Origin of the sequence: Cupriavidus campinensis (genome assembly GCF_905397395.1) — a bacterium.
Taxonomy (GTDB): domain Bacteria; phylum Pseudomonadota; class Gammaproteobacteria; order Burkholderiales; family Burkholderiaceae; genus Cupriavidus; species Cupriavidus campinensis.
Genome location: NZ_CAJPVH010000006.1, coordinates 13,241 through 37,142 on the forward strand (window position 1 = coordinate 13,241; position 23,902 = coordinate 37,142).

Annotated in this window: 25 protein-coding genes; 10 read left to right on the forward strand and 15 right to left on the reverse strand. The window is 69.0% G+C overall.

Translation table 11 applies throughout. The annotated features are described in order from the left end of the window. Positions 1–20: 20 nt before the first annotated feature. From acuI to KHO18_RS05465, 3 genes are all read right to left on the reverse strand, one after another. Positions 21–1,022, reverse strand: a complete 1,002-nt coding sequence (gene acuI / locus KHO18_RS05455) for an acrylyl-CoA reductase (NADPH) (protein ID WP_144200508.1) — start codon at positions 1,020–1,022, stop codon at positions 21–23. A 121-nt stretch (positions 1,023–1,143) separates the two neighbouring features. Further along, entirely contained in the window at positions 1,144–1,902 is a 759-nt protein-coding gene (locus tag KHO18_RS05460) for a DsbC family protein (protein WP_092299058.1), read from the reverse strand. A gap of 58 nt (positions 1,903–1,960) precedes the next feature. Then, positions 1,961–3,268, reverse strand: coding sequence for a UbiH/UbiF family hydroxylase (locus KHO18_RS05465; RefSeq protein ID WP_144200506.1), 1,308 nt, complete (start codon positions 3,266–3,268; stop codon positions 1,961–1,963). Between the two features lie 138 nt (positions 3,269–3,406). On the opposite strand from KHO18_RS05465, the gene ychF reads away from it, so the two are divergent. Further along, positions 3,407–4,498, forward strand: a complete 1,092-nt coding sequence (gene ychF, locus KHO18_RS05470) for a redox-regulated ATPase YchF (protein ID WP_144200504.1) — start codon at positions 3,407–3,409, stop codon at positions 4,496–4,498. 83 nt (positions 4,499–4,581) lie between these two features. Here the strand turns inward: ychF and KHO18_RS05475 are convergent, their stop codons facing one another. The 3 genes from KHO18_RS05475 to KHO18_RS05485 are packed head-to-tail and all read right to left on the reverse strand — an operon-like array spanning position 4,582 to position 7,210. After that, positions 4,582–5,082, reverse strand: a complete 501-nt coding sequence (locus KHO18_RS05475) for a GDYXXLXY domain-containing protein (protein ID WP_144200502.1) — start codon at positions 5,080–5,082, stop codon at positions 4,582–4,584. Next, on the reverse strand, positions 5,079–6,197 hold the full coding sequence (locus tag KHO18_RS05480) for a DUF4401 domain-containing protein (RefSeq protein WP_144200500.1): 1,119 nt from the start codon (positions 6,195–6,197) through the stop codon (positions 5,079–5,081). Before KHO18_RS05480 ends, KHO18_RS05475 begins: the two co-directional genes overlap by 4 nt. Further along, positions 6,194–7,210: a DUF2157 domain-containing protein gene (locus KHO18_RS05485; protein WP_144200498.1), complete on the reverse strand. Its 1,017-nt coding sequence runs from the start codon at positions 7,208–7,210 to the stop codon at positions 6,194–6,196. The genes KHO18_RS05480 and KHO18_RS05485 overlap by 4 nt, the downstream gene beginning before the upstream one ends. A gap of 185 nt (positions 7,211–7,395) precedes the next feature. Between KHO18_RS05485 and KHO18_RS05490 the strand changes: the two genes are divergently transcribed. Further along, entirely contained in the window at positions 7,396–8,169 is a 774-nt protein-coding gene (locus KHO18_RS05490) for a 5'-methylthioadenosine/adenosylhomocysteine nucleosidase (protein WP_144200496.1), read from the forward strand. A gap of 22 nt (positions 8,170–8,191) precedes the next feature. On the opposite strand, the gene KHO18_RS05495 is transcribed toward KHO18_RS05490, so the two are convergent. Then, a complete protein-coding gene (locus KHO18_RS05495; RefSeq protein ID WP_144200575.1) occupies positions 8,192–8,434 on the reverse strand; it encodes a GlsB/YeaQ/YmgE family stress response membrane protein in 243 nt (80 codons plus the stop codon). 171 nt (positions 8,435–8,605) lie between these two features. Here KHO18_RS05495 and hemA point away from each other — a divergent pair, with 171 nt between their 5' ends. The 6 genes from hemA (at position 8,606) to KHO18_RS05525 (ending at position 13,707) form a co-directional block, all read left to right on the forward strand. Then, positions 8,606–9,910: a glutamyl-tRNA reductase gene (gene hemA / locus KHO18_RS05500; RefSeq protein WP_144200494.1), complete on the forward strand. Its 1,305-nt coding sequence runs from the start codon at positions 8,606–8,608 to the stop codon at positions 9,908–9,910. A 120-nt stretch (positions 9,911–10,030) separates the two neighbouring features. Continuing rightward, complete coding sequence (gene prfA / locus KHO18_RS05505; RefSeq protein WP_211942887.1) at positions 10,031–11,113, forward strand: peptide chain release factor 1; 1,083 nt, start codon at positions 10,031–10,033, stop codon at positions 11,111–11,113. Between the two features lie 203 nt (positions 11,114–11,316). Beyond that, a complete protein-coding gene (locus KHO18_RS05510) occupies positions 11,317–11,640 on the forward strand; it encodes a hypothetical protein (RefSeq protein WP_092299088.1) in 324 nt (107 codons plus the stop codon). 167 nt (positions 11,641–11,807) lie between these two features. Continuing rightward, entirely contained in the window at positions 11,808–12,692 is an 885-nt protein-coding gene (prmC, locus tag KHO18_RS05515; RefSeq protein ID WP_144200490.1) for a peptide chain release factor N(5)-glutamine methyltransferase, read from the forward strand. 77 nt (positions 12,693–12,769) lie between these two features. After that, on the forward strand, positions 12,770–13,081 hold the full coding sequence (gene grxD, locus KHO18_RS05520; protein ID WP_092299094.1) for a Grx4 family monothiol glutaredoxin: 312 nt from the start codon (positions 12,770–12,772) through the stop codon (positions 13,079–13,081). Positions 13,082–13,083: 2 nt separating this feature from the next. Continuing rightward, a complete protein-coding gene (locus tag KHO18_RS05525; protein WP_211942888.1) occupies positions 13,084–13,707 on the forward strand; it encodes a UbiX family flavin prenyltransferase in 624 nt (207 codons plus the stop codon). A 50-nt stretch (positions 13,708–13,757) separates the two neighbouring features. Here the strand turns inward: KHO18_RS05525 and KHO18_RS05530 are convergent, their stop codons facing one another. From KHO18_RS05530 to KHO18_RS05540, 3 genes are all read right to left on the reverse strand, one after another. Then, on the reverse strand, positions 13,758–13,988 hold the full coding sequence (locus tag KHO18_RS05530; protein WP_244844568.1) for a hypothetical protein: 231 nt from the start codon (positions 13,986–13,988) through the stop codon (positions 13,758–13,760). Between the two features lie 136 nt (positions 13,989–14,124). Beyond that, positions 14,125–15,645, reverse strand: a complete 1,521-nt coding sequence (amaB, locus tag KHO18_RS05535) for an L-piperidine-6-carboxylate dehydrogenase (RefSeq protein WP_144200486.1) — start codon at positions 15,643–15,645, stop codon at positions 14,125–14,127. Continuing rightward, positions 15,642–16,844 carry a saccharopine dehydrogenase C-terminal domain-containing protein gene (locus KHO18_RS05540; RefSeq protein WP_211942889.1) on the reverse strand — a complete coding sequence of 401 codons (1,203 nt, stop codon included), beginning with the start codon at positions 16,842–16,844 and terminating at the stop codon, positions 15,642–15,644. Before KHO18_RS05540 ends, amaB begins: the two co-directional genes overlap by 4 nt. Before the next feature lie 148 nt (positions 16,845–16,992). Here KHO18_RS05540 and KHO18_RS05545 point away from each other — a divergent pair, with 148 nt between their 5' ends. Next, positions 16,993–17,442, forward strand: coding sequence for an Lrp/AsnC family transcriptional regulator (locus KHO18_RS05545; protein ID WP_144200482.1), 450 nt, complete (start codon positions 16,993–16,995; stop codon positions 17,440–17,442). Positions 17,443–17,511: 69 nt separating this feature from the next. Next, a complete protein-coding gene (gene dapB / locus KHO18_RS05550) occupies positions 17,512–18,321 on the forward strand; it encodes a 4-hydroxy-tetrahydrodipicolinate reductase (protein WP_144200480.1) in 810 nt (269 codons plus the stop codon). 49 nt (positions 18,322–18,370) lie between these two features. Here dapB and KHO18_RS05555 read toward each other — a convergent pair whose 3' ends face one another. The 5 genes from KHO18_RS05555 to KHO18_RS05575 form a co-directional block, all read right to left on the reverse strand. After that, positions 18,371–19,150, reverse strand: a complete 780-nt coding sequence (locus KHO18_RS05555; RefSeq protein ID WP_211942890.1) for a hypothetical protein — start codon at positions 19,148–19,150, stop codon at positions 18,371–18,373. An 86-nt stretch (positions 19,151–19,236) separates the two neighbouring features. Then, positions 19,237–19,509 (reverse strand): hypothetical protein, encoded by a 273-nt coding sequence (locus tag KHO18_RS05560; protein WP_144200476.1) that lies wholly within the window; start codon positions 19,507–19,509, stop codon positions 19,237–19,239. A 183-nt stretch (positions 19,510–19,692) separates the two neighbouring features. After that, positions 19,693–21,234, reverse strand: coding sequence for a chloride channel protein (locus KHO18_RS05565; RefSeq protein ID WP_211942891.1), 1,542 nt, complete (start codon positions 21,232–21,234; stop codon positions 19,693–19,695). Between the two features lie 81 nt (positions 21,235–21,315). Further along, the gene (locus KHO18_RS05570) at positions 21,316–22,296 is read right to left on the reverse strand and encodes a Bug family tripartite tricarboxylate transporter substrate binding protein (RefSeq protein ID WP_144200472.1); all 981 of its coding nucleotides are present in this window, start codon (positions 22,294–22,296) and stop codon (positions 21,316–21,318) included. A 55-nt stretch (positions 22,297–22,351) separates the two neighbouring features. Then, positions 22,352–23,869 (reverse strand): acyl-CoA synthetase, encoded by a 1,518-nt coding sequence (locus tag KHO18_RS05575; protein WP_211942892.1) that lies wholly within the window; start codon positions 23,867–23,869, stop codon positions 22,352–22,354. Positions 23,870–23,902 lie beyond the last annotated feature (33 nt).

Genomic DNA, 23,902 nt, shown 5'->3' on the forward strand with positions numbered 1-23,902 from the left:
GGTTCCCTCGGACGCCTGCCTCAGGCGTTCACATCGACCACCACGCGCCCGCGCATGCCGCCCGCCATGATCTGGCTGGCGGCGTCGATGGCCTCGCCCAGGCGGATCTCGCGCGTGATGGCCTGGAGCCGGTCCGGGGCCAGATCCTGCGCCAGCCGCTTCCACGCCGTCTCCCGCAGCGACATCGGCGCCATCACGCTGTCGATGCCGGCCAGCGTCACGCCGCGCAGGATGAACGGCGCCACCGAGGCCGGGAAATCCATGCCCTGCGCCAGCCCGCACGCCGTGACCACGCCGCCGTAGCGCACCTGGGCGCAGGCATTGACCAGCGTGTGCGAGCCCACCGAATCCACCACGCCCGCCCAGCGCTCCTTCTGGAGCGGCTTGCCCGGCGCGCCCAGTTCGGCACGGTCGATCACGTCGGCGGCGCCCAGCGCGCGCAGGAAATCCGCCTCCGCGGTCTTGCCGGTAGACGCCACCACGCGATAGCCGAGCTTCGACAAAATGGCGATGGCCACCGAGCCCACGCCGCCCGAGGCGCCCGTGACGAGTACCTCGCCATCGCCGGGCTTCACGGGCCCAAGCGCGCCGCCGCGCTCCAGCGCCAGCACCGACAGCATGGCCGTGTAGCCGGCCGTGCCGATCGCCATGGCCTGCCGCGACGTGAACGCATCCGGCAGCCGCACCAGCCAGTCGCCCTGCAACCGCGCGCGCTGCGCCAGGCAGCCCCAGTGCGTCTCGCCCACGCCGAAGCCGTTCAGCACCACGCGGTCGCCGGTGCGCCAGCGCGGGTCGCTCGAATCGAGCACCGTGCCGGCGCCGTCGATCCCCGCCACCATCGGCCACTTGCGCACCACCGGCGCGCGGCCCGTGATCGCCAGCCCGTCCTTGAAATTGATGGTCGAATAGTCGACGGCCACCAGCACGTTGCCGTCCACCGGCAGCGCGGATTCATCGAGTTGGGTGACGGCGGCGGCCGTCTTGCCATCGGCCTGGGTCAGCAGCAAAGCCTGGAACGTCATGGTGTCTCCTCGATCTCTTTGATTTTTCAGGGAATTTGGTAACGCAGCGCAGGCGCCGGAAAGCAAAACGGCCGGACAGTGCCGGCCGCTTCAGACAGCCGGGAGGGTCCGGCGCCGCGCGTTACTTCTTGAGACTGGCGAGCTTGCGCTCCAGCGTGGCGATGTCCGCCGCACCCGGGATGCGCGTGCCGTCGGTGAAGAACACCGCCGGCGTGCCCGAGATGTTCAGGCTCTGGCCCAGCGCCAGGTTCTCGTCCACCGGCGTCTTGCAGCTGCCGTTGCCGGTAATGGCCACATGGTTCAGCATCCAGTCGCGCCACACCTTGGTACGGTCTGTTGCACACCAGACCTGCTTGGCCTTGGTGGTCGAGTCGGGCGACAGCACCGGGTAGAGGAAGGTGTAGACCGTGATGTTGTCCATCTGCTGGAAGGTCTGCTCGATCTTCTTGCAGTAGCCGCAGTTCGGGTCCGAGAACACCGCCACGGTGCGGCTGCCATCGCCCTTCGTCCATTTGATGGCGCGCGCCAGCGGCAGGTCTGACCACTTGATCTTGTTCAGCTCGGCCAGGCGCTCTTCGGTCAGGTTGGTGTTGGTCTTGGTGTCGATGACCTCGCCATTGATGATGTAGCGCCCGGTGGGATCGGTGTAGACGATCTGCCCGGCCACGTTGACTTCATACAGACCCGGTACCGGCGCCTTGGTTACGCTCTTCACCTCGGCGCGGCCGCCCAGCATCTTCTGGATGGACGCCTTGATGCGGTCCGTGCCCGGCTCGTCCGCGGCCAGCGCGTGCAGGGCGTAGCCGCCCAGGGCCAGGCCACCGGCCAGGGCAGCAAGGGCGCCCATGCGGGCGGAACGGCGGCGGAACAGTTGCAACATGGTGACTCCAGGGTTCGGGTGCCTTGTCGGCAGAATCTTTAAATAGTGGATAGCCGGCTCAGCCCAGCGCGCGGCCGATCAGGAAGCGCTTGAGCAGCCCCTGGCCGCCCACGGCGCGCATGCCGGCGTTGCGTATCAGCCGCGCGGGCGTGCCCGGCAGCGAAAACAGCCGGTGCAGGCCATCGGTGGCGGCCGTCAGGGAGAGCAGGTCCGTGGCACGTGCACGCTCGTAGCGGCGTAACAGGCGCAGGTCGCCTTCCGAGCGGAACGGTTCTTTGTCGGCCATCACGCGCCCAAGTTCCGTCACATCGCGTAAACCAAGATTCATCCCCTGCCCGGCCAGCGGATGCACCACATGCGCGGCATCGCCAACCAGCGCCACGTGCGGCTGGACGAACTGCTCGGCACGCTGCAGCACCAGCGGGAAACCCTTGGCCGGCGTCAGGCAGCGCAGCGCGCCAAACCGCGCGCCGACCGCGCCGTTGGCCACCTGGGCCACGGTGGCGGCGAGGGCCTCGGGGGACAGCGCAACGAGGTCCTGCGCGTGGGCTTCATCGGCTGACCAGACCATCGACACGCGGTTGCCGGGCAGCGGCAGCATGGCGACGATCTCGCCATTGGCGAGTTCCTCGTCGGCCATGAGCTTCTCGGGCGCGCCCAGGAACCATTGCCACGCGGTTTCCTGGTGCGGCAGTTCGCAGGCGAAATTCGCCACCACGCCAAGCTGGCGGTAGCGCCGCTGGCTGGTGCCGATATGGCATTGCTGGCGCACCCAGGAGCGCGCGCCGTCGGCGCCGACCACGCAGTTGGCGCGCACGCGGGCGCCGCTGGCGAGGGTCAGGGTCACGCCGTCGAGGTCGCGCTCGAACCCATCGGCGGCTTCGTCGAACCATTGCACCTGGTGCTGGAAGCGCAGCGCGGTGTCCAGCACGCGCTCCACATGGCTCGACTCGATGATCCACGCCAGTTGCGGCACGGCGGCGGCATAGGCCGAGAAATGGAGGTCGCCGTGCGGCGAGGGGCTGGCCTCGGCGGCGCTGACGTCGCCGAAGACGCGCATGTCGCGCACGGGCTGTACGCGGGCGGGGTCGAGCGCCTCCCAGACGCGCAGCCGCTCCAGCAATTGCTGCGAGCTGGCCGAGAACGCGTAGATGCGGCTGTCCCAGTCGTCTTCCCCGGTGCGCGCGGTCTCGCCCACGGGGCGCGGGGCGACGAGGGCGACCTGCATGCCCTGCTGGGCCAGCAGCAGCGCGCAGGCCTTGCCGACGATGCCGCCGCCGACCACGGCAATCTGAAAGCGGGAAGATGGAGTCGAGGACATGGAATGGGAGGCGGCGCGACGCGCCGGTGCGGCTGGTCCGGTCATGCCTCGATTATAGCGACGTGACGTGCGCGCCATCGGAGACATCGCACAAGCCGTGGCGGGCCGGCCGCCGGGGGATAAAGGCTGGCCAAGGGTGGCCATCCGCTAGAATACAGGCTTTGCTATTTCCAGCCAGACACCATGAGCCTCAAATGCGGCATCGTCGGCCTGCCCAACGTCGGCAAGTCCACGCTGTTCAATGCCCTGACCAAGGCCGGCATCGCCGCCGAAAACTATCCGTTCTGCACCATCGAACCCAATGTGGGCGTCGTGGAAGTGCCGGATCCGAGGCTTACGAAGCTGGCTGAGATCGTCAAGCCAGAGCGTATCCTGCCGGCGACGGTGGAATTCGTCGATATCGCCGGCCTGGTGGCGGGCGCGTCCAAGGGCGAGGGCCTGGGCAACCAGTTCCTGGCCAATATCCGCGAAACCGACGCCATCACGCACGTCGTGCGCTGCTTCGAGGATCCGAACGTGATCCACGTGGCGGGCAAGGTGGATCCGCTGTCGGACATCGAAGTCATCAACACCGAACTGGCGCTGGCCGACCTGGCCACGGTGGAAAAGGCCCACGCGCGCTACATCAAGCCCGCCCGCGCCGGTGACAAGGAAGCGCAGCGACTGGTGGCAGTGCTGGAAAAGGCACAGACCGTGCTCGACCAGGCCAAGGCCGTGCGTACGCTGGACCTGTCGCCCGAGGAATGGGAAGCCATCCGCCCGTTCTGCCTGATCACCGCCAAGCCGACGATGTACGTGGCCAATGTGCGCGAAGACGGTTTTGAGAACAATCCGCACCTCGACGCGGTACGCGAGCACGCCAAGCTGACCAATTCGCCGGTCGTGGCTGTCTGCGCTGCCATCGAAGCCGAGATTGCCGACCTGGAAGATGCCGACAAGGCAGAATTCCTGGCCGACCTGGGCATGGAAGAGCCCGGCCTGGACCGCGTGATCCGCGCCGGCTTCACCCTGTTGGGCCTGCAGACCTACTTCACGGCGGGTGTGAAGGAAGTGCGCGCCTGGACGATCCACGTGGGCGACACCGCCCCCAAGGCCGCAGGCGTGATCCACACCGACTTCGAACGCGGCTTCATCCGCGCGCAAACCATCGCCTACGAGGACTTCATCCAGTTCAAGGGCGAACAGGGCGCGAAGGAAGCCGGCAAGATGCGCGCCGAAGGCAAGGAATACGTGGTGAAGGACGGGGACGTGATGAACTTCCTGTTTAACGTCTGAGGCAAGCGTACCCCTTCCAAGGAAACCCGGCAGATGCCGGGTTTTTTGCTTTTGGGCCGTAGCCCGAGCCCCCCGCTCCCGGGCTACAACGGCTTCAACTGTTCATCCCGCATGCCCACCAGCAGTGCCTGGCCACTGCTGTCCAGCCGGAACTCGCCATAGCGGGCCTTGGCGAACCGCTCCGCCTGTCCTTCCTGGAAGAACCACGCGTCGGTGGATACCTGCACGATCGGGCCGCCCCAGCGCGAGGGGACGTTCTGGACGCGCAGGCGCCGCTCGCCCTCGGCCAGCGGCTGGCCGTTCTGCAACCGCACCAGTTGCCCGACCCCAGTGGCGTCGCGGCGGATCACCACCTCGGTCTCCCGCTCGCGCGGGGACTGGGCGCTGGCCTGGGCGGCGGCGATCTCCAGCCCGATGGCGAAGTTCAGCGCCATGTAGTCGCCCTGCATCAGGGACCTCGGGTCCACGGGCGCCAGCCGCAGGTAGACGACCTCGCCGTGCGAGAGCACCCGTTCCTTGCCGACGATGACCGCCCCGGCCACGCCGATCACCAGCAGCCATGCCACCACGATCCATCGTTTCATGGCTGTGCCTCCATCCGTCGCATCACGATCCGGACCGCCAGCAGCAACACGCCGGCCGCCACCAGCGTGGCGGACTTGGCCAGCAGGGTCCACTGGAGCGAGCCGTAGTACCAGACAAAGCCAGCGATGAGCGCCGCGACGCCGAGCCCGAGCCATGGCAGCGACCCGCGCCGCAGGGCCAGCGCCAACGCGAGCACCCCGGCGCCGACTGCCGGCGCCATCACCATCAACGCGGCGAACGCCAGCGTCACGACCATCACCGCCGCGCTGACGCGCGCCCCGACATGCAGGCGCCGGCATTCGAACAGCGCGAATATCAGCAGCACCACCTCGGTCAGCACCCCGGCCAGCCACGGCCCGGCCAGGCGCGGCGCGCCACGCTCGTCGAAGACCCCGGCCAGCGGATGGGTCGCGCCAGTCACCAGCAGCGCCGCCGCCAGCGCGAACACCAGCGTGGCGTCCGCGCCGGGCTCCCATCGTCCATGTTGGCCGTGCGCCGCCAGCGCGTGCTCCTTCAGCACGAAGACGGTGACCACCGCGCAGGCCAGCGGCATCAGCCAGCCGAGCGACCATGGCAGCACGACCCAGCCGTAGTGCCTGGCCCCGGCCAGCAGGATATTCAGCGCGAACGCCAGCGCCGCCCAGGCGCCGAGCGCCACCACGAAGCGATGGAGCCGGTTCGGCACGATGACGTACAGCGCCACTTCGAACCCGGCCACGCCGAGCCAGAACGCTGCGCGGTCCACCAGCCACTCGCCGCCGAGCGTCTCCGCCGTGCCGAAGATCGCCATGCCCTGCCCGCCCAGGCTCAGGGCCAGCGCGAACTGGCCAAGCGCAATGCGCCTGCTGCGCTCGCCGGCCATCCGATACAGCAGCACGGCCCCGCCCAGCATCAGCAGCCCCGTGACCAGCATGGCCAGGCCGTTGCCGCGCGTTGCCGCGAACACCGAGCCGAGCAGGAATACCTGGAAGAACAGCGCGCCGAGCCAGCCCGCCGCGCCCATCAGCAGGCGGATGGGCCACGGCGTGCGCGGATTCGCCACGTACTCCCCCTCGACCACGCCCTGCGTAGCGAGATCGTCCCAAAGCTTCCGCTCCACGGTCTGCGCGCTCATGCCGGGCTCCCGTTGGCGTCACGCCACGCCCGCAGCAGCCATGCCGCCGCCGCAGCAGCCAGCCCCACCGTGACCAGCCCGAGCAGCAGGAAGATGCCGAAGTCGCCATGGCCCTCGGCCAGCAGGCGTCCCAGCGCCGACACCGCCAGCGCGATACCGGCCAGACACGCCAGGCTCAGCACGACGATATCGAAAGAAGCGCGCCGCCGGAACCACCCGCCGAGCCCGGCCAGCGCCACCGCGCCGGCCACCAGCCCCACCGCCTCCACGCGATGGACCAGCACGCTCGTGAGGCCCAGCCAGGCCGCATAGCCGCAGGCGAGCACGGCGATCAGGCGCGGGCCGGCATCGCCACGAAAGCCCCAGCGGGCCGCACGGGCCGCCAGCACGTACCAGAGCGCCAGTTGAACGCAGCACGCCAGCAGCAGGAACAGCGTGGTCTCGCGCGCATGGCGCCCCGCAAACAGCAGGTCGAACATGCCGCCCACGCCCAGCCGCACGCTGCCATAGCGGAGCAGCGCCACATTGCCCACCACGATCACCAGCCACCAATGCGGCGCCGCGCGCGCGGCCAGCGCCCACGGCACGGCCAGCAGCGTCCACAGGGCGAACAATTGCCATGCATCGGCACCGGTCTGGTAGGTCTGGCCGATCACGGCCATCCAGACCCCCGATACCACCTGCGCGCCGGCCAGCGCGGCCTGCCCGACACCGTCCCCGGCCGGCCGCCATGCCGCCAGCGCCGCGAGCCCGGTCAGCAGACCCGCCAGCAGCCCGAACTTGGCGAACTTGTGCAGCGCGTCCCAGTTGAACGCGAAGAAGACGATGACGCCAGCGCAGAGCAGCGCGGTGCCGAGCAGCAGCAGCGCCCGCTCGAGCCAGCGGTGCCAGTCGGCCCGCGCCGGCAGGGTGCGGGCCCACGCGGGCGAGAGGCCCTCCGCGTCAAGGCGATCCTGGGCGCGCCAGTCGGCCAGCGCCTGCTGGGCAATGCGTCGATCTGAAAGCGATGACAACAGAGGTTCCAACGGAATTCTCCCGGGCTGGCATGCGATGGAAAACGATGGAAAGCGAACGCAAGCGCACTGTAGCAAAGCGGCCTGCCCGTGCCTATGAGAGGGTTCTGAAAACGCGGCGCACGGCTTCCGCCGTGCTCCCGGCGCCGGTATGCTGGCGCCTTTCTCATCCAATCCGGGCAGCCATGACCCTCGGCATCCTTGCCGCGCTCCACGACGAAGTCGATGGACTGATCGCCGCCATGCGGCACGAAGACGCGCGCGCTACCGTGCGCACCATCGGCATGCGGGACTACTACGCTGGCACGCTCCACGGGCAAGCGGTGGTGCTGGTGCTGGCGCGCGTGGGGAAGGTGGCGGCGGCCGCCACCACGGTTACGCTGATCCGCGAGTTCGGCGTGGACGAGATCGTGTTCACGGGGCTGGCCGGCGGCGTGGGGGCCGAGGTGCGCGTGGGCGATATCGTCGTGGCCGACCGCACCCTCCAGCACGACCTGGACGCCCGCCCGCTGTTTCCGCGCCACGAGGTGCCGCTGCTGGCGCGCGCCGAGTTCCCGGCCGATGCCGAACTGACGGCGGCGCTGCGCGCGGCGGCTGCCGATTTCCTGCGCCACGACCTCGCCACCGAAGTGCCGGACGGCGTGCTGGCCCGCTTCGGCGTGGCCGCGCCGCGCCTGCACGTGGGCATGGTGGCCAGCGGCGACCAGTTCATCAACGCCCCGGCGGCCGTGGCTGACTTGCGGGAGCGCCTGCCGGGCGTGCAGGCAGTGGAGATGGAAGGCGCGGCGCTGGCCCAGATCTGCTACGAGTACGGCGTGCCCTACGCGGTCATGCGCACCGTGTCCGATCGGGCCGACGACGTCGCCCATGTGGATTTTTCGGCATTTTTGCGCGATGTGGCCAGCCACTATTCGAGCGCGATCCTGCGGCGCTTCCTGTCCGCGCGGGGTCAGGCTTAAGCCGCCGACGATCCGGACCGCCTTACCGTCGCGGCCGCGCCACACCCCAGACGCCTACCAGCACCGCCGCGCCGAGGATGGCGGCAGTCCACCCCGAGAGCTGGCCGTCGGTAAACAAGTGCGCCGCACGCCCGCCGTAGAACGCGCCCAACGCGCCGAGCATGCCCAGCACCAGCGCGGCCGGCAGGCTCACGACCCGCCCGGCCGGGTGCATCTGGCGTCCCGCCAGGCCCACGATCGCCCCCACCACCACCAAGCCGAGCATCGGCACCCCCTGTCTGTCCGGATTTCGGCCACCACCGCGTGACCGCGCCGTAACAATACTGGCGTTTTGGCGCACTTGGAACAAAACGCCCCTTCACCCTGCAAAATCGCGGCCCGGCGGTATAATGACCATCGCTTCCGGCTACGATCCGGATGGCAACGAACCCCACAAATGCAACTGCTCGCGATCGGTATCAATCACACGACGGCACCCGTCTCGCTCCGCGAGCGCGTGGCGTTTCCGCTTGAGCAGATCAAACCGGCCCTGGGCGCGCTGCGCACCCACCTGGCCGGCCGCAGCGGCACCGAGGCCGCCATCCTCTCTACCTGCAACCGTACCGAGATCTACTGCGCCACCGATGTGCTGCAGCCCGGTGCGGACGGCTTCGAGCACACGCTGCGCTGGCTGGCCCAGCATCACAACGTGCCGGCCGGCGAACTGGCCCCCCATCTGTATGCGCTGCCCCAGTCCGAAGCCGTGCGTCACGCGTTCCGCGTGGCCAGCGGGCTGGACTCGATGGTGCTTGGCGAAACGCAGATCCTGGGCCAGCTCAAGGACGCAGTGCGCACCGCCGGCGAGGCCGGCGCGCTCGGCACCTACCTGAACCAGCTGTTCCAGCGCACCTTCGCCGTGGCGAAGGAAGTGCGCGGCCAGACCGAGATCGGTGCCCATTCGGTGTCGATGGCTGCCGCCGCCGTGCGGCTCGCCCAGCGGATTTTCGAAAGTGTTTCCACTCAGCGCGTGCTGTTCATCGGCGCGGGCGAGATGATCGAGCTGTGCGCCACGCACTTCGCCGCGCAGATGCCGCGCCAGATTGTGGTGGCCAACCGCACCATCGAGCGCGGCGAGCGGCTGGCCGAGCAACTGGCCGAACAGGGCCTGACCACGCAGGCCATCCGCCTGCAGGATCTGGGCGAGCGGCTGCACGAGTTCGACATCGTAGTGTCCTGCACCGCGAGTTCGCTGCCGATCATCGGCCTGGGCGCCGTGGAGCGCGCGGTCAAGCGCCGCAAGCATCGCCCGATCATGATGGTCGACCTGGCCGTGCCGCGCGATGTGGAACCCGAGGTGGCGCGCCTGAACGACGTGTTCCTGTACACCGTGGATGACCTCGGCGCCGTGGTGCGCGAGGGCAACGCGCTGCGCCAGGCCGCCGTGGCGCAGGCCGAGGCGATCATCGAGAGCCGTGTGCAGAACTTCATGCACTGGCTGGAGACGCGCAGCGTGGTGCCCGTGATCCGGGAGATCCAGTCCCACGGCGAGGCCATGCGCCAGGCCGAACTCGAACGCGCGCGCCGCATGCTGGCGCGTGGCGACGACCCCGAAGCGGTGCTGGAAGCGCTCTCCGGCGCGCTGACCCGCAAGTTCCTGCACGGCCCCACCCACGCCCTGAACCACACCCAGGGCGAAGACCGCGAGGCGCTGCTGCGCCTGGTGCCGGGCCTGTTCCGCCACAGCAGCCACTCCGAGCGCTAGCCGCGCTCGCCCCCGGCCGGCCGCGCCGGCCCGCTGGCGTTGTGGCCAGCGTCCCACGGTTGCCCCCACGGCGCCGCGCAGACCTCCCCCCATCGCGCCCCAGTTTCCTTTCGGATACCCATGAAAGCCAGCATGCTCAACAAGCTCGACCAACTGGCCGAGCGACTCGATGAAGTCAACGCCCTGCTTGCCCGCGAGAACGCCACGGCCAACATCGACCAGTACCGCAAGCTCTCGCGGGAACATGCCGAACTGTCGCCGGTGGCCGAGCAGTACGGCCAGTACCGGCAGGCGCGGGAAGACCTGGCTACGGCGCAGGCGCTGCTGGACGACCCCGAGATGAAGGAATTCGCCGCCGACGAGATCGGCGCGGCGCGCCAGCGGCTGGAAGACCTCACCGCCAGCCTCCAGACCCTGCTGTTGCCGAAGGACCCCAACGACGACCGCAACCTGCTGCTCGAAATCCGCGCCGGCACCGGCGGCGAGGAAAGCGCGCTGTTCGCCGCCGACCTGCTGCGCATGTACACGCGCTATGCGGAACGGCAGCGCTGGCAGGTGGAGGTGATGAGCGAGTCCGAGTCGGACCTGGGCGGCTACAAGGAAGTGATTGTGCGGATTGCCGGCGACGCCGCCTTCTCCAAGCTGAAGTTCGAGTCGGGCGGCCACCGCGTGCAGCGCGTGCCGGCCACCGAGGCGCAGGGCCGCATCCACACCTCGGCCTGCACCGTGGCGGTGATGCCGGAGGCCGACGAGGTGGGCGAGGTGGAGATCAACCCGTCCGACCTGCGCGTCGACACCTTCCGCGCGTCCGGCGCGGGCGGCCAGCACGTGAACAAGACCGATTCGGCGGTGCGCCTGACCCACCTGCCCACGGGCATCGTGGTGGAGTGCCAGGACGACCGCAGCCAGCATCGCAACAAGGACAAGGCGATGAAGGTGCTGGCGGCGCGCATCAAGGACATGCAGCTGCGTGCGGCACAGGCCAAGGAAGCCAGCACGCGGCGCAACCTGATCGGCTCGGGCGACCGCAGCGACCGCATCCGCACCTACAACTTCCCGCAGGGCCGCGTGACCGACCACCGCATCAACCTCACGCTCTACAAGATCGACATGATCATGGACGGCGACATGGATGAGTTGATCGCCGCGCTCTCCGCCGAACACCAGGCCGACCAGCTCGCCGCGCTGGGCGACGAGGGCTGACTTGCGCCATGAAGTGATGATTTCATCACCAACGGGCAAGTGTTTGTAACTGAGGTAAATGCTTGAAACAGCACTGGCCCGCCAAATCGCGGTGTCTATAATCGATTCGACCAGACCGCCCCCATGCGTCACTTTCCGCACCTGGGAGGCAGCGAAGTCTGGGCTGAAGTCGACTCCTCAAAACAGACACCAAGGATGAAATCATGAAGAAACTGCTCGCCCTGTTGATGATTACCGCCGCCATGGCGGCTTGCAGCAAGAAGGAAGACGCCCCGGCCGCCAACGCCGATGCCGCCATGCAGAGCGCTGCGGAATCGGCCAAGGCCGCCGCCAGCGATGCCGCCGCCGCCGCCGCCAACGCCGCTGACGCCGCCAAGGCCGCCGCGAGCGGTGCCGCCGCCGATGTCTCGGCCGCCGCCGAACAGGCCAAGACCGATGCCGGCCACGCCATGGCCAACGCCAAGGAAGCCGCACGCGATGCCGTGAACACCACGGCGGACAAGGCCAAGGAAACCGTCAATAAGTAATTGGTCCAACGGTAATCACGCCGCCCGCGCGCCCGCGCGCCGCCAAATCGGCTTACACTGGGTGGCTAGTACCCGCGCCAATACGGCGCCCAGCAAAGAACCCCGTCGCGCCAGGTCCCGACGGGGTTTTTTGCACCCGCTCTCCCTGTTTCAGCCATCTATTTCCGATGTCTTCCACCCCGCCGGGCGCCCTGTCGCCCGACCCCACGCTGCGCGAAGCCCAGACGCTGGCTGCGATGGCCGGCCTGCCGGCGCTCGAGGCCCGCATGCTGCTGTCCCACGTGACCGGCCTCACGCGTACGCAACTCATCACGCGTGATACCGACCACCTCAATGGCGCACAACGTGATGCATTCTCCACGTTAATGGCGCGGCGGCTGGCCGGCGAGCCGATGGCCTACCTGCTGGGCGAGCGCGAGTTCTTCGGCCGCACCTTCCGCGTCACGCCCGATGTGCTGATTCCGCGCCCCGACACCGAGGTGGCGGTGGAGATGTCGCTGGCGCGCGTGGCCCATGTGCACGCGCCGCGTGTGCTGGATCTCGGCACCGGTTCCGGCATCCTGGCCGTGACGATTGCCCGCGAGCGCTCCGACGCCGAGGTCTGGGCAACCGATATCTCGCCGGGTGCGCTGATGGTGGCCCAGGACAACGCGCGCGCGCTCGAGGCGCACGGCATCCATTTCCTGGTTTCGGACTGGTACGACGCCGTGCCGGACACCCTGCGCTTCGACCTGATCGTCAGCAATCCGCCCTATATCGCCTCCGGCGACCCGCATCTGGTGGAAGGCGACCTGCGTTTCGAGCCCATCGACGCGCTCACCGACCACGAGGACGGCCTGTCCGACCTGGCCACCATCGTGGCCGGCGCGGCGGGCCGCCTGCTGCCCGGCGGCTGGCTGCTGATGGAGCACGGCTACGACCAGGGCGCGGCCACGCGGGCGCTCCTTGAGGCAGGCGGCTTTACCGAGGTGTCCACCGCCCGCGACCTCGCCGGGCAGGAGCGCTGCAGCGGCGGGCGATGGCCGAGCGAATCCGGTAAAATTCCGACCTGACATCCGCCTCGGCGGCAATCCCAATCCCAAGACACAGGCGGCGCCACACGGCACCGCGCGCAACCGGAAGTGACACCATGAGTGACGTACAGCAGAAGATCGACCAGATCGTGAAGGGCAGCCCCGTGGTCCTGTTCATGAAGGGCACGGCGCAGTTCCCGATGTGCGGCTTCTCCGGCCGTGCCATCCAGATCCTGAAGGCCTGCGGCGTGGACACCCCGACCACGGTCAACGTGCTCGAGGACGAAGGCATCCGCCAGGGCATCAAGGAATATGCGAGCTGGCCCACGATTCCGCAGCTCTACGTGAACGGCGAGTTCGTCGGCGGCTCGGACATCATGATGGAGATGTACCAGAACGGCGAACTGCAATCGCTGCTGAAGTCGTAATCATGCCCGCACCGGATGGCGCCGTGCCGCAACGGCTGATCGTCGCCATCACGGGCGCTACGGGCGCCATCTATGGCGTCCGGCTGCTGCAGGTGCTGCAAGGCGTGGCGGGGGTGGAAACCCATCTGCTGATCTCGCCCGCCGGGGTGATGAACCTCCAGCACGAACTCGATATCAGCCGCGCCCAGGTGGAGGCGCTGGCAGGCGTGGTGCACAACGTGCGCGACATCGGCGCGACCATCGCCAGCGGATCGTTCCGCGCCCATGCGATGGTCGTGGCGCCCTGCTCCATGCGCACGCTGGCCGCCATCGCCCATGGCCTCTCCGACAACCTGATCACCCGCGCGGCGGACGTCACGCTCAAGGAACGGCGCAAGCTGGTACTGATGGTGCGTGAAACGCCGCTGAACCTGGCGCACCTGCGCAATATGACGGCGGTCACGGAGATGGGCGGGATCGTGTTCCCGCCGGTGCCGGGCTTCTACCAGAAGCCGCAGACGATTGCCGAACTGGTCGACCATACGGTCGGGCGCGTGCTCGATCTCGTCGATCTGCCAGAGATCGGCCAATCGCTCACGCCGAGTTGGGGCGGGTTGAACCCTGGCGCTGCCGACGCCGCCACCTAGGGCTCTACCCGCTTCTGCTTGTTGTCACCGGCTTCGTATCTCTCGCCGATTTACCAGCCGCCGCGATAATAACGGCGGCCATAGTAACCGTGGCCACCGTAGTAATACGGCGCGGGCCGCACCACCACGGCGGGCGGTCCGACATAGACCGGCGCAGGCGCCACGGCCACCGGAGCCGGGGCCACGGCGGGGCCGTACGGCGTCGGATAGACCGCGCAGCCGCCCAGCATCGCCGCGCCAATCGCCACCAAACCCATCGCACCTATCGCTTTCGCTCGCATGTTGTTGTCCTTGAGTGTGTCAGGCAGTGCCTGCCCTCATGAACGTTATACGGGGCGGTTTGGTAATACAGCGTCAAGACCCCGTAACTATTGTTACGAGTCGCTACGGGTTCATCCTTCGCATTATTACGATGTATTACAGATCGAAGCGGATGCCCTGCGCCAGCGGCAATGCATCGCCGTAGTTGATGGTATTGGTCGCCCGGCGCATGTAGCCTTTCCACGCATCGGAGCCCGATTCGCGCCCGCCACCGGTAGCCTTCTCCCCGCCGAAGGCGCCGCCGATCTCGGCGCCGCTGGTGCCGATGTTCACGTTGGCGATGCCGCAGTCGCTGCCCGCCGCCGAGACGAACCGCTCCGCCTCGCGCAGGGACTCGGTGAAGAGGCACGACGACAGCCCGTGCGACGCCGCGTTGTTCAGCGCGATGGCCTCGTCGAGCGAGGTGTACGGCATCAGGTAGAGGATGGGCGCGAAGGTCTCGGTCAGCATGGTGTCGTGCTGGGTATCGGTCAGCACCAGCGCGGGCCGCACGTAGCAGGCGTGCGGATAGCGGTCCGCCAGCAGCCGCTCGCCGCCATGCACGACGTTGCCCTGCGCGCGGCAGGCGGCCAGCGCGTTGGCCATGGTGTCACCGGCGGCCATGTCGATCAGCGGGCCGACCAGCGTGCCCTCCTGCAGCGGATCGCCCACCGGCAGCCGCGCGTAGACCTGGCGCAGCCGGTTGGTCACGGTCTCGATCAGGTCGACGTGGACAAAGGCGCGCCGCAGCGTGGTGCAACGCTGGCCGGCGGTGCCGGCTGCCGAAAAGGTCATCGCGCGGATGGTCAGTTCCAGGTTGGCCGATGGCGCGACGATGGCCGCGTTGTTGCCGCCCAGTTCGAGGATGGTGCGCTTGAACCGCCCGGCGCAGGCCATGCCCACCTCGCGGCCCATGCGCGTGGAGCCGGTAGCGCTGATCAGCCGCACGGCCGGATGCTGCACCAGTTGCGCGCCAAGCGTGCGCCCGCCCGGCAGCACTACGCACAGGCCAGCGTGCTGGGGCGCCGCCTCATCGAATACCCGATCGAGCAGCGCCTGCGCGGCCAGCGCGCACAGCGGCGTCTTCTCCGACGGCTTCCAGACCACGCCATTGCCGCAGACCAGCGCCAGCGCCGCGTTCCACGCCCACACCGCCACCGGGAAGTTGAACGCCGAAATCACCCCGCATAGCCCGAACGGATGCCAGGTCTCGCGCATCGCGTGCGCGGGGCGCTCCGAGGCAATCGTCAGCCCGTGCAGCTGGCGTGAGAGTCCCACGGCAAAGTCGCAGATGTCGATCATCTCCTGCACTTCGCCGAGTCCTTCCTGGAGGATCTTGCCGGACTCCAGCGCCACCAGCCGCCCCAGCGCGGTCTTGTGCGTGCGCAGCGCCTCGCCGAAGCGCCGCACCACCTCGCCGCGCGCCGGGGCCGGGGTCAGCGCCCAGGTGGTCTGCGCCGCGTGCGCGCGGGCGATGCGGGCATCGGCGTCGGCCACGGTGCAGGCCGGCAGGTGGCCGAAGATTTCCCCATCGACTGGCGAGCGCAGCGCGAGCGCCTCGCCCGCGCCATGCGAATCGTCCCAAGGCTGGCGCAGGCCCATGGCCTGCCAGCATGCGGCTACGTCCTGCGCTTTCATGCGAGCGTCTCCTGTAGTGGGTGATGGCTGTAATGCTGGCCGAACCGGTTGGCCAGGAAGCGATCGAGCGGCATGGCTTCCTGCGGCACGAGGCCGGACTGGGGCAGCACGCCCGTCGCCACGAGGTCCAGCGCCGTGCAGATACCAGCCGCCGTGGTGAGCTGGATGGCGTTGACGTGCCCGATGCCGCCAAAGTCCTCCATCCCGCCGATGCGCGCCGAGAACGACGCTTGCGTCAGCGGCCCCCGCACGCCATGGCTACCCTGCCCGACTTTGGCGCCGGGGTGGCCCGTGGCGCTGGCGAACACGATCACCACATCCTGCTCGGTCACCGGAATGGCGTGCTCGAAGATCTCGCGCAGCCAGCTCCGGCGCTCGCGCAGTCGCAGGTCGTTCAGCAGCAGCTTCATCTGGGCGCAGTGCCCCGGGTAACGGATCGACTTGTAATCGACATGGCGCGCGCGGCCCGCCAGGGTATCCGGCAGCGTGCCCAGGCCCCCTGAGGTATTAAAGGCTTCGTACTCGATGCCGTCCAGCGCGAAGGATTCATGACCCTCCAGCGCCGCCAACTCCACGCGGCGGCCATCGACAATGGCCTCGCAGGGGTTGCAGTACTCGTTGATCAGCCCCTCGGTGCTCCAGGTCAGGTTGTACTTGAGCGCGTTGCTGGGGTAGCGCGGCAGCGCGCCCACGCGCATGCGCAGGTCGAGCAGGTCGCCGCCATCCCGCAAAAAGCGCCGCGCCAGGTCGTGGCCCACCACGCCGATAAAGCCCGGCGCCAGCCCGCACTGCGGCATCAGCACCGAGCGCGCGCCCTGGGCCAGCTGGCGGATGGCGTGGGTGGCGGCCACGTCCTCGGTCAGGTCGAAGTAGTGCACGCCGAGCCGCGCGGCCACGGTGGCCACGTGGATGGCCGCATGGAACGGCAGCGCATTGAGCACGGCGTCGGCCCCGGCCAGCAAGGCGGCGCAGGTGCCGGGCTCGGTCGGGTCGCCGGCGCGCACGGCAATCTGGCGCGGCAGGCCGTCCAGCCGGTGCGGGTCATGGTCGACCAGACAGACGCGGTAGTCGCCGGTATCCGCGAGCATCGTCGCGATCACACGGCCGATCTTGCCGGCGCCGAGCACGACGACCGACAGCGGCCGGGGCGATTGGGTCAGGTCCCGCGCGGCGCCGGGACCAAGGTTGGATGGTTGCATGATGGCTCCCCCTCAAAAATGCATGAATCCGTAAGGGAAGTATGGGCAGCCTTGCGCACGTTTTGTAGCTGCAAGATCGACGAAAGCGCCCCATAATCGGACGTATCGACGATCACTCCTGACGAAACGTCAGCCCGAGCGAAAAACTATGGCAGACCTCGACCAGACCGACCGGCACCTGCTGTCCCTGCTGCAAGGCAACGCACGCGAGAGCGCGGCCAACCTCGCCCGCGTGCTGGGCATCGCCCGGACCACGGTGGTGGCGCGCATCGCCCGGCTCGAGAAGACCGGCGTGATTGCCGGCTTTGGCGTGCGGCTGGGCGGCCGGATGGAGGACAACGCCATCCTGGCCTTCTGCGGCCTGTCCGTGCAGCCGAAGGCGGCGCCCGCGGTGGTCCGCGCGCTGCAGCGCTTCCCGGAGATCGAGGAACTGAACTCGGTCAGCGGCCCGGTGGACTACATGGCCGTGATCCGCTGCGATACCCACGCCCGGCTCGACAAACTGCTAGACGAGATCGGCATGCTCGATGGGGTGAATCACACCACCACGTCGATCGTGCTGGCGCGCAAGATCGACCGCCGGCGCGCGGCCGGATAGCGCGCTATGCTTGGGCGCTTTGGTCAGGCGCTTTGGTCAGGCGCTTTGGCCACGATTAAGGAGATGACGATGAGCGATCGGATTCGCGTTGCGGTAGGCGGCGTCACCGGCTGGGCCGGCGGCGAACTGGCGCGCGGCGTGGCGCACGCGCCGGACATGACGCTGGTAGCCGGCCTCTCGCGCGGTGCCGCCGGGCAGCCGCTGGCGCAGGTGACCGGCCATGCGGACACCCCCGGCGTGGCCGCCGCCAGCATCGAGGCGCTGGGCGCCACGCCCTATGACGTCTACGTCGAGTACACCAAGCCGAACATCGCCAAGCACAACATCCTGCAGGCGCTGGCGCATGGCGCGCATGTGGTGGTGGGCACCTCCGGGCTGACCGACGACGACTACGCCGAGATCGACGCCGCCGCGCGCCAGGCCGACCGTGGCGTGCTCGCCTGCGGCAATTTCGCGATCACGGTGGTGCTGTTGCAGAAGTTCGCCGAGATGGCGGCGCGCCACCTCGACCACTGGGAAATCATCGACTACGCCAAGGCTGGCAAGGTCGATGTGCCGTCCGGCACGGTGCGCGAACTGGCCTTCCGGCTCGGCCAGGTCAAGACCGCCACGCTGGCGGTGCCGGTGGATCAGGTCAACGGTCCGAAGGAGACCCGTGGCGCGACGATGTCCGGCTCGCAGGTCCATGCGGTGCGGCTGCCGGGGTACCAGCTGGGGGTCGAGGTGATCTTCGGCGCGGACGGCCAGCGGCTGCACCTCAAGCACGAGGCGGGCGATGGCTCGAAGCCGTACGTGTCCGGCGCGCTGCTGGCCATCCGCAAGGTGCGCGGGCTGCGCGGTCTGGTGCGGGGGCTGGATAAGGTGATGGAGGGGCTGTAGGCAGGGATGGCGGCGGCGCGGATGGGATGCGCCGCCACGCATCCCCCAATCACCAAGAACCCGGGTTCACCGGCTTGGCCGGTTCCTTCTTTGACTTGTCTGACTTGTCCGACTTCTCGGATTTTTCCGCCTTCTTCGCGGCCGGGGCCGAAGCCGGCGGGGCGAGCGCCTTGTCCACCTCGGCATCGCGATTGGCCATCAGCGCGCGCGCCTGCGGCAGCATCAGCTCGATCGTGCCCTCGTTCGGGTTCTCGGGAATCGCGTACAGCTCCACGGTGAGCGGGCGACGCATCCAGCCGGCATGGATCGACTTCACAGGCTTGCCGGCCTTGTCCTTCATGTCTTCCTGTTCCTGCCGGAACGGCTTGCCATAGCGCGCGGTCAGCGACTGCACCGCGGCGTCCTGCGAGCGGATGCCATCGGTCGGCACGATCACGCCGACCAGCGCGTTGCCATCGACGAATGCCACCAGGCGCGCGCCATCCATGAACGCGGGACGCTTGTCGCGCGGCACGCCCACCTGGCGCATCACGCCGTCGCCGCGCAATTCCACGCAGAACGCGGTCACGTCGCGGCCATCGGGGGTGCGATGATCGGCGCAATCGGGCAGCGTGGGCAGCGGATTGCCGATCTCGAGCACGCTCAGCATCGGCGCCAGCAAGTCATTCGCGGACAGCGTGGCGGGTGTGGACGACGCGGCTGGGGTGGCTGGGGTAGCTGGGGTGGCTGGGGTAGCGGCAGGCTGCGACGCGGCCGCCTTCGGTGCGGCATGGGCGGCCGTGGCCGCCAGCAGGGCGGCAGCGGCCAGCCCGGCGAGGGAAACTCTCAAAACTGACTCCTGAAATCGGCTCCGCATTGGAGCCCACCCCGTGGCAGGGGTTCCAGCCGCGACCTTACCACGGCGCGCAAGAGCGCCTAGTGGAGCACTTGCTTCAGGAAATGGTAGCCAATCAGGGCCACGCCGATGACCACGGCCCAGAGCATCAGGCGCGGCACGATGCTCGGCGGCAATTGCGTCGGCGGCGTGCGCTGGACCAGCGGCGCGCGCATGCGGGAATTGGTTTGCAGCCCGCGCGTGTGCCAGATCGCCGTGTCGGCGCCCAGGTCCTGCACGATTGGACGATGCGTGGCGGTCGATGTCGTCGGCTTGGTGGCCGGGCGCGTGCCGGCCGGTCGTTGCGATCCCATTCCAGCTCCCCCTCAGAAGATTCCCGACGCATCGCGGTGTGCCGCCGGTACACCGCGCGGCCGGGAAGTCTGCTGCTGCCGGTCCGCGCGCGGCACATGGTATGACATCGGCAGTCGCCACGCCACAACGGCCAGGGGGGGCGATGCGAAACGGAGACACCCTCCGCCGGCGTCGGCCGGAGGTCAGCCCGGGGCGGCCTTGCGGCCGATGGCCATCGCCTCGCGCCGGAACGCGTGGCCCATGTGGTGGTAGAACGGATGCGGGTTGAACTGGCGCGACAGGAACGACGCCAGCAGCGACGCCGCCAGCAGGAACAGCGTCAGGTCCTGCGTGCGCGTCATCTCCATGACGATCACGCTGGCGGTGATCGGCGCCTGCGTGGCGGCGGCCAGGAAGGCGGCCATCGACACCAGCGCCAGCACGCGCGGCTCGGTCATGCCCGAGAGGAAGTGCGACACGGTTTCGCCGATACCCGCCCCGATGGCCAGCGCCGGCGTGAAGATCCCGCCCGGAATGCCGGCGAAGTACGACACCACCGTGGCCCCCAGCTTGGCCAGCCCGAACCACAGCGTGTGGTGGGATTCGCCATTGATCAGCGCGGACGCCTGCTCGTAGCCGGTGCCGAAGGTGGCCCCGGCCGTGGCCCAGCCCAGCGCCGCCACCACCAGCCCGCAGCCGAATGCCACCCAGATCGGATGGGCGACCACCCACGCGCGCCAGCGCGACGGCGTCAGCCCCGGCACGCCCGCGATCAGCATCTTGGCGAACAGCCCGCCGAACACGCCGTTGACCACGGCGCAGAGCAGCACCGGGCCCCAGGCGTCGTGGAGCACCAGCATCGGCACCTTCACAGTGAAATATGGGTTGTTGCCGAGCACGGCCAGCGACAGGAAGCCGGCCGTCAGCACGCCGGACAGCACCAGGCGGTCCCAGCGCACGGCGGTGCCGCGCCCGAGTTCCTCGATGGCGAACACCACGCCGGCCAGCGGCGTATTGAAGGCAGCGGCCAGGCCGCCCGCCGCGCCGGCGGCGATCAGCGCATTGGGATGAAAGCCGATGCGGAAGCGGAACTTGTCCTGGCACCAGCGGCCCCAGGCCAGCATCGCCGCCGCGCCCACCTGCACCGACGGGCCTTCGCGGCCCACCGAGGCACCGGCCATCAGCGCGCCGGTGGTCAGCAGCACCTTCCACATCGACTGGCGGAACGACACCAGCACGCCCTGCGCCACCCCATCCGGCGGCAGCGTGACCGCGGCAATCACCTGCGGAATGCCGCTGCCACGCGCCTGCGGGGCGAGGCGGATGGTCAGCCAGCGCAGCGCGGCCAGCCCGAACGGCAGCAGCACGAACGCCAGCCACGGCGTGGCCGTGGTGACCTGCGCGTTCCAGCGCAGCGCCAGTTCGGCGATATAGGCAAAGACGATGGAGAACAGCGCGACGCAGCCGGCGCCGCACATGAACACGCCGTAGCGCAGCGAGGTACGCGAGATCCGGCTGACCTGGCGGGTCTTGCGCCGGGCCGCGTGGCGGGCCTGCAGCCGCAGCGCGCGCAGGCGGCTGGTCTCGGCGGCGGAGCGGGAATCGGCGGACGGGGGGGACGTCGGGGAATCTGACGAGGGAGGCGAAGCGGACGAATCAGGCGAAGCGGACGAAGCGGACGAATCAGGCGAAGCGGACGAAGCGGACGAAGCGGACGGATCAGGCGGCTCGGCGGAATCGGTCATGGCGGGGGCGGTGAGGATCGAAACGTCCCCGTACTATACGCCCCCACCCTCCCCCAAGCTGCCCCCGATCGCCCCGTCGGCTCAGTCCAGGCTGATGTGGTTGGCCCGGATAACCTTGCCCCAGTTGTCGCGGTCGGCGGCCACGTAGCGGTCGATCTCCGCCTGCGTGCGCGGCGCCTGCACCACCAGCCCCAGCGCGCCGAAGGTGTTGCGGAACTGCGGGTCGGTCAACACACGCGCGGCGGCGGCCTGGAGCCGGGCCACGGCCTCCGGCGGGGTCTGCGCGGGCACCGCGAGGCCGAACCACGTGGCTGCATGGAAGCCCGGATAGCCGCTCTCGGCCACCGTCGGCACATTGGGCAGCACGTCCAGGCGCGCGTTGCTGGTCACGGCCAGCGCCTTGAGCTTGCCAGCCTTGATATGGGGCAGCGAGGTGCTGACCACATCCACCATCAACTGGGTGTCATTGGCCAGCAGCGCCGACAGCGCCGGTGCGCTGCCGTTGTAGGGCACGTGGGTCATGTCGATGCCCAGCTCGGACTTCAGCATCTCCGTAGCGAGTTGCAGCGGGTTGCCGAGCCCCACGGACGCGTAGTTCAGCTTGCCGCCCGCCGCCTTGGCATAGGCCGCGAAGTCCCGGATATTGGCCGCCGGCACCTGCGTATTGGTGACCACCACCAGCGGCACCTCGATACCGATGGCGATGACCTTGAAGTCCTTCGGGTCGTAGCCGGTCTTCTTGTACAGCATGGGATTGAGCACCATGCTCGCGCTGGTCCCCATCAGCATGGTGTAACCGTCCGGTTGGGCGCGCGCCACGCTCTGCGTGCCGACCATGGTGTTGGCGCCGGGGCGGTTCTCCACCACCACGGGCTGCTTCAGGTCGCGCGCCATGCCTTCGGCCAGCGCCCGCCCGAACTGGTCCGTGGAGCCGCCCGGGGTGTACGGCACCACCAGCTTGACCGGCCGCTCGGGCCAGGCCGCGAAGGTGGCCGGTGCGTGGCCGATGGCCAGCGCAAGGCCGAGCGCCCCCGCCGCCAGGTGGGCGAATGTGCGATGCATGGTTGTCTCCTGTCTGGTTTTATATATATAGAAGGCGGGTGCGCCGGGCCGGGGTTCAGACCCGCCGCTGGCGCCCCGCCCAGTGCTGGTCGCGCAGCCGGCGCTTGGCCAGCTTGCCGGTCTCGTCGCGCGGCAGGCGCGCGGTGATCTCGATCGTCCGCGGCACCTTGAAGCCCGACAGCCGCGCCTTGAGCCAGTCGATCACGGCCGCCGGCACGATCTCCGCGCCCGGCATTGGCTCGATCACGCCGTGGAGCCGCTCGCCGTATTCGTCGTCCGGCACGCCGAACACCACGCAGTCGGCCACGCCCGGATAGCGCATCAGTTCATGCTCGATCTCGGCCGGGTAGATGTTCACGCCGCCCGAGATGACCATGTCCGAGGCGCGGTCGCAGATGAACAGGTAGCCATCGGCATCGAGGTAGCCGAGGTCGCCCAGCGTGACCCGGCCCTCGCGGTCGATGGCGCGGCGCGCGGCGTCGTTGTTCAGGTAGGTGAAGTCCGGGTAAGCCGGCTGGCGCACGTAGACCAGGCCGGTCTCGCCCGGCGCGCAGGGCTGGCCCGCTTCGTCGAGGATGCGCACGCTGGCCGCGTCGACGGGACGGCCCGCCGTGCCGGGGCGCTGCGCGGCGTCCTCGGGCGTGGCCACGGTAATCATGCCGGCCTCGCTCGACGCATAGGTCTCGTGGATGACCGGCCCGAACCATTCGATCATCGCCCGCTTGACCTCGGGTGCGCACGGCGAGCCGGTTGACGCCACGAAGCGGATCGACGACAGGTCGTAGCGCGCGCGCACCTCCGCCGGCAGCTTCAGCAGGCGCACGTACATGATCGGCACGAGGTAGAGCACGTCGATCCGGTGTTCCTCCACCAGCGCCAGCACCTGCTCGGCGTCGAAGCGCGGCGTCAGCACCAGCCGCTCGGCCATCTGCAGGGCGTTCTGGATGAACACGCCCGGCGCGCTGTGATAGAGCGGCGCGGACATCAGCGCGCGGCAACCCGGCACTACGCCGATGGCCTTGGCCACCACCGAGCGCATGCGGGTGAGCTGATCGTCGAGCTGGTCGAGCGGTACGGCTTCGCGCAGCACGCCCTTGGGGCGTCCCGTGGTACCGGAGGTGTAGGCCAGATGGCCGCGTGGGGCCACGCGCGGGCCGTCGTACGGGGTCTGGGCTGCCAGCCAGGGTTCGTAATCGATGGCGTCGGCGGCGGTGCCGGGATGGGTGCCGGGATGGGTGCCGCCCACGGCGAGCACGGCCACCCCAGCGGGGACCACCGCGCGGAGCGCCGGCAGCAGGTCCGCGTGGGCGATCAGCACGCGCGCGCCGCTGTCCTCCAGCAGGAAGCGCACTTCCTCGGCCGTGAAGTGCCAGTTGATCGGGCAGTAATAGGTGCCAGCGGTGCGGCACGCGAAGATCACATCGGCGAAGACCGGGTCGTTGCGCAGCAGCACGGCCACCACGTCGCCCTCCTGCAAACCCAGCCGCCGCAAGCCGCCCGCGAGGTGCGTGCCGCGCGCCAGCACCTCCGCGCCGGGTCGGTGCAGCGATTCGAACCAAAGGTCTGCGGGCATGCGGGTCTCCTGGACATCTGAACATCTAATTAG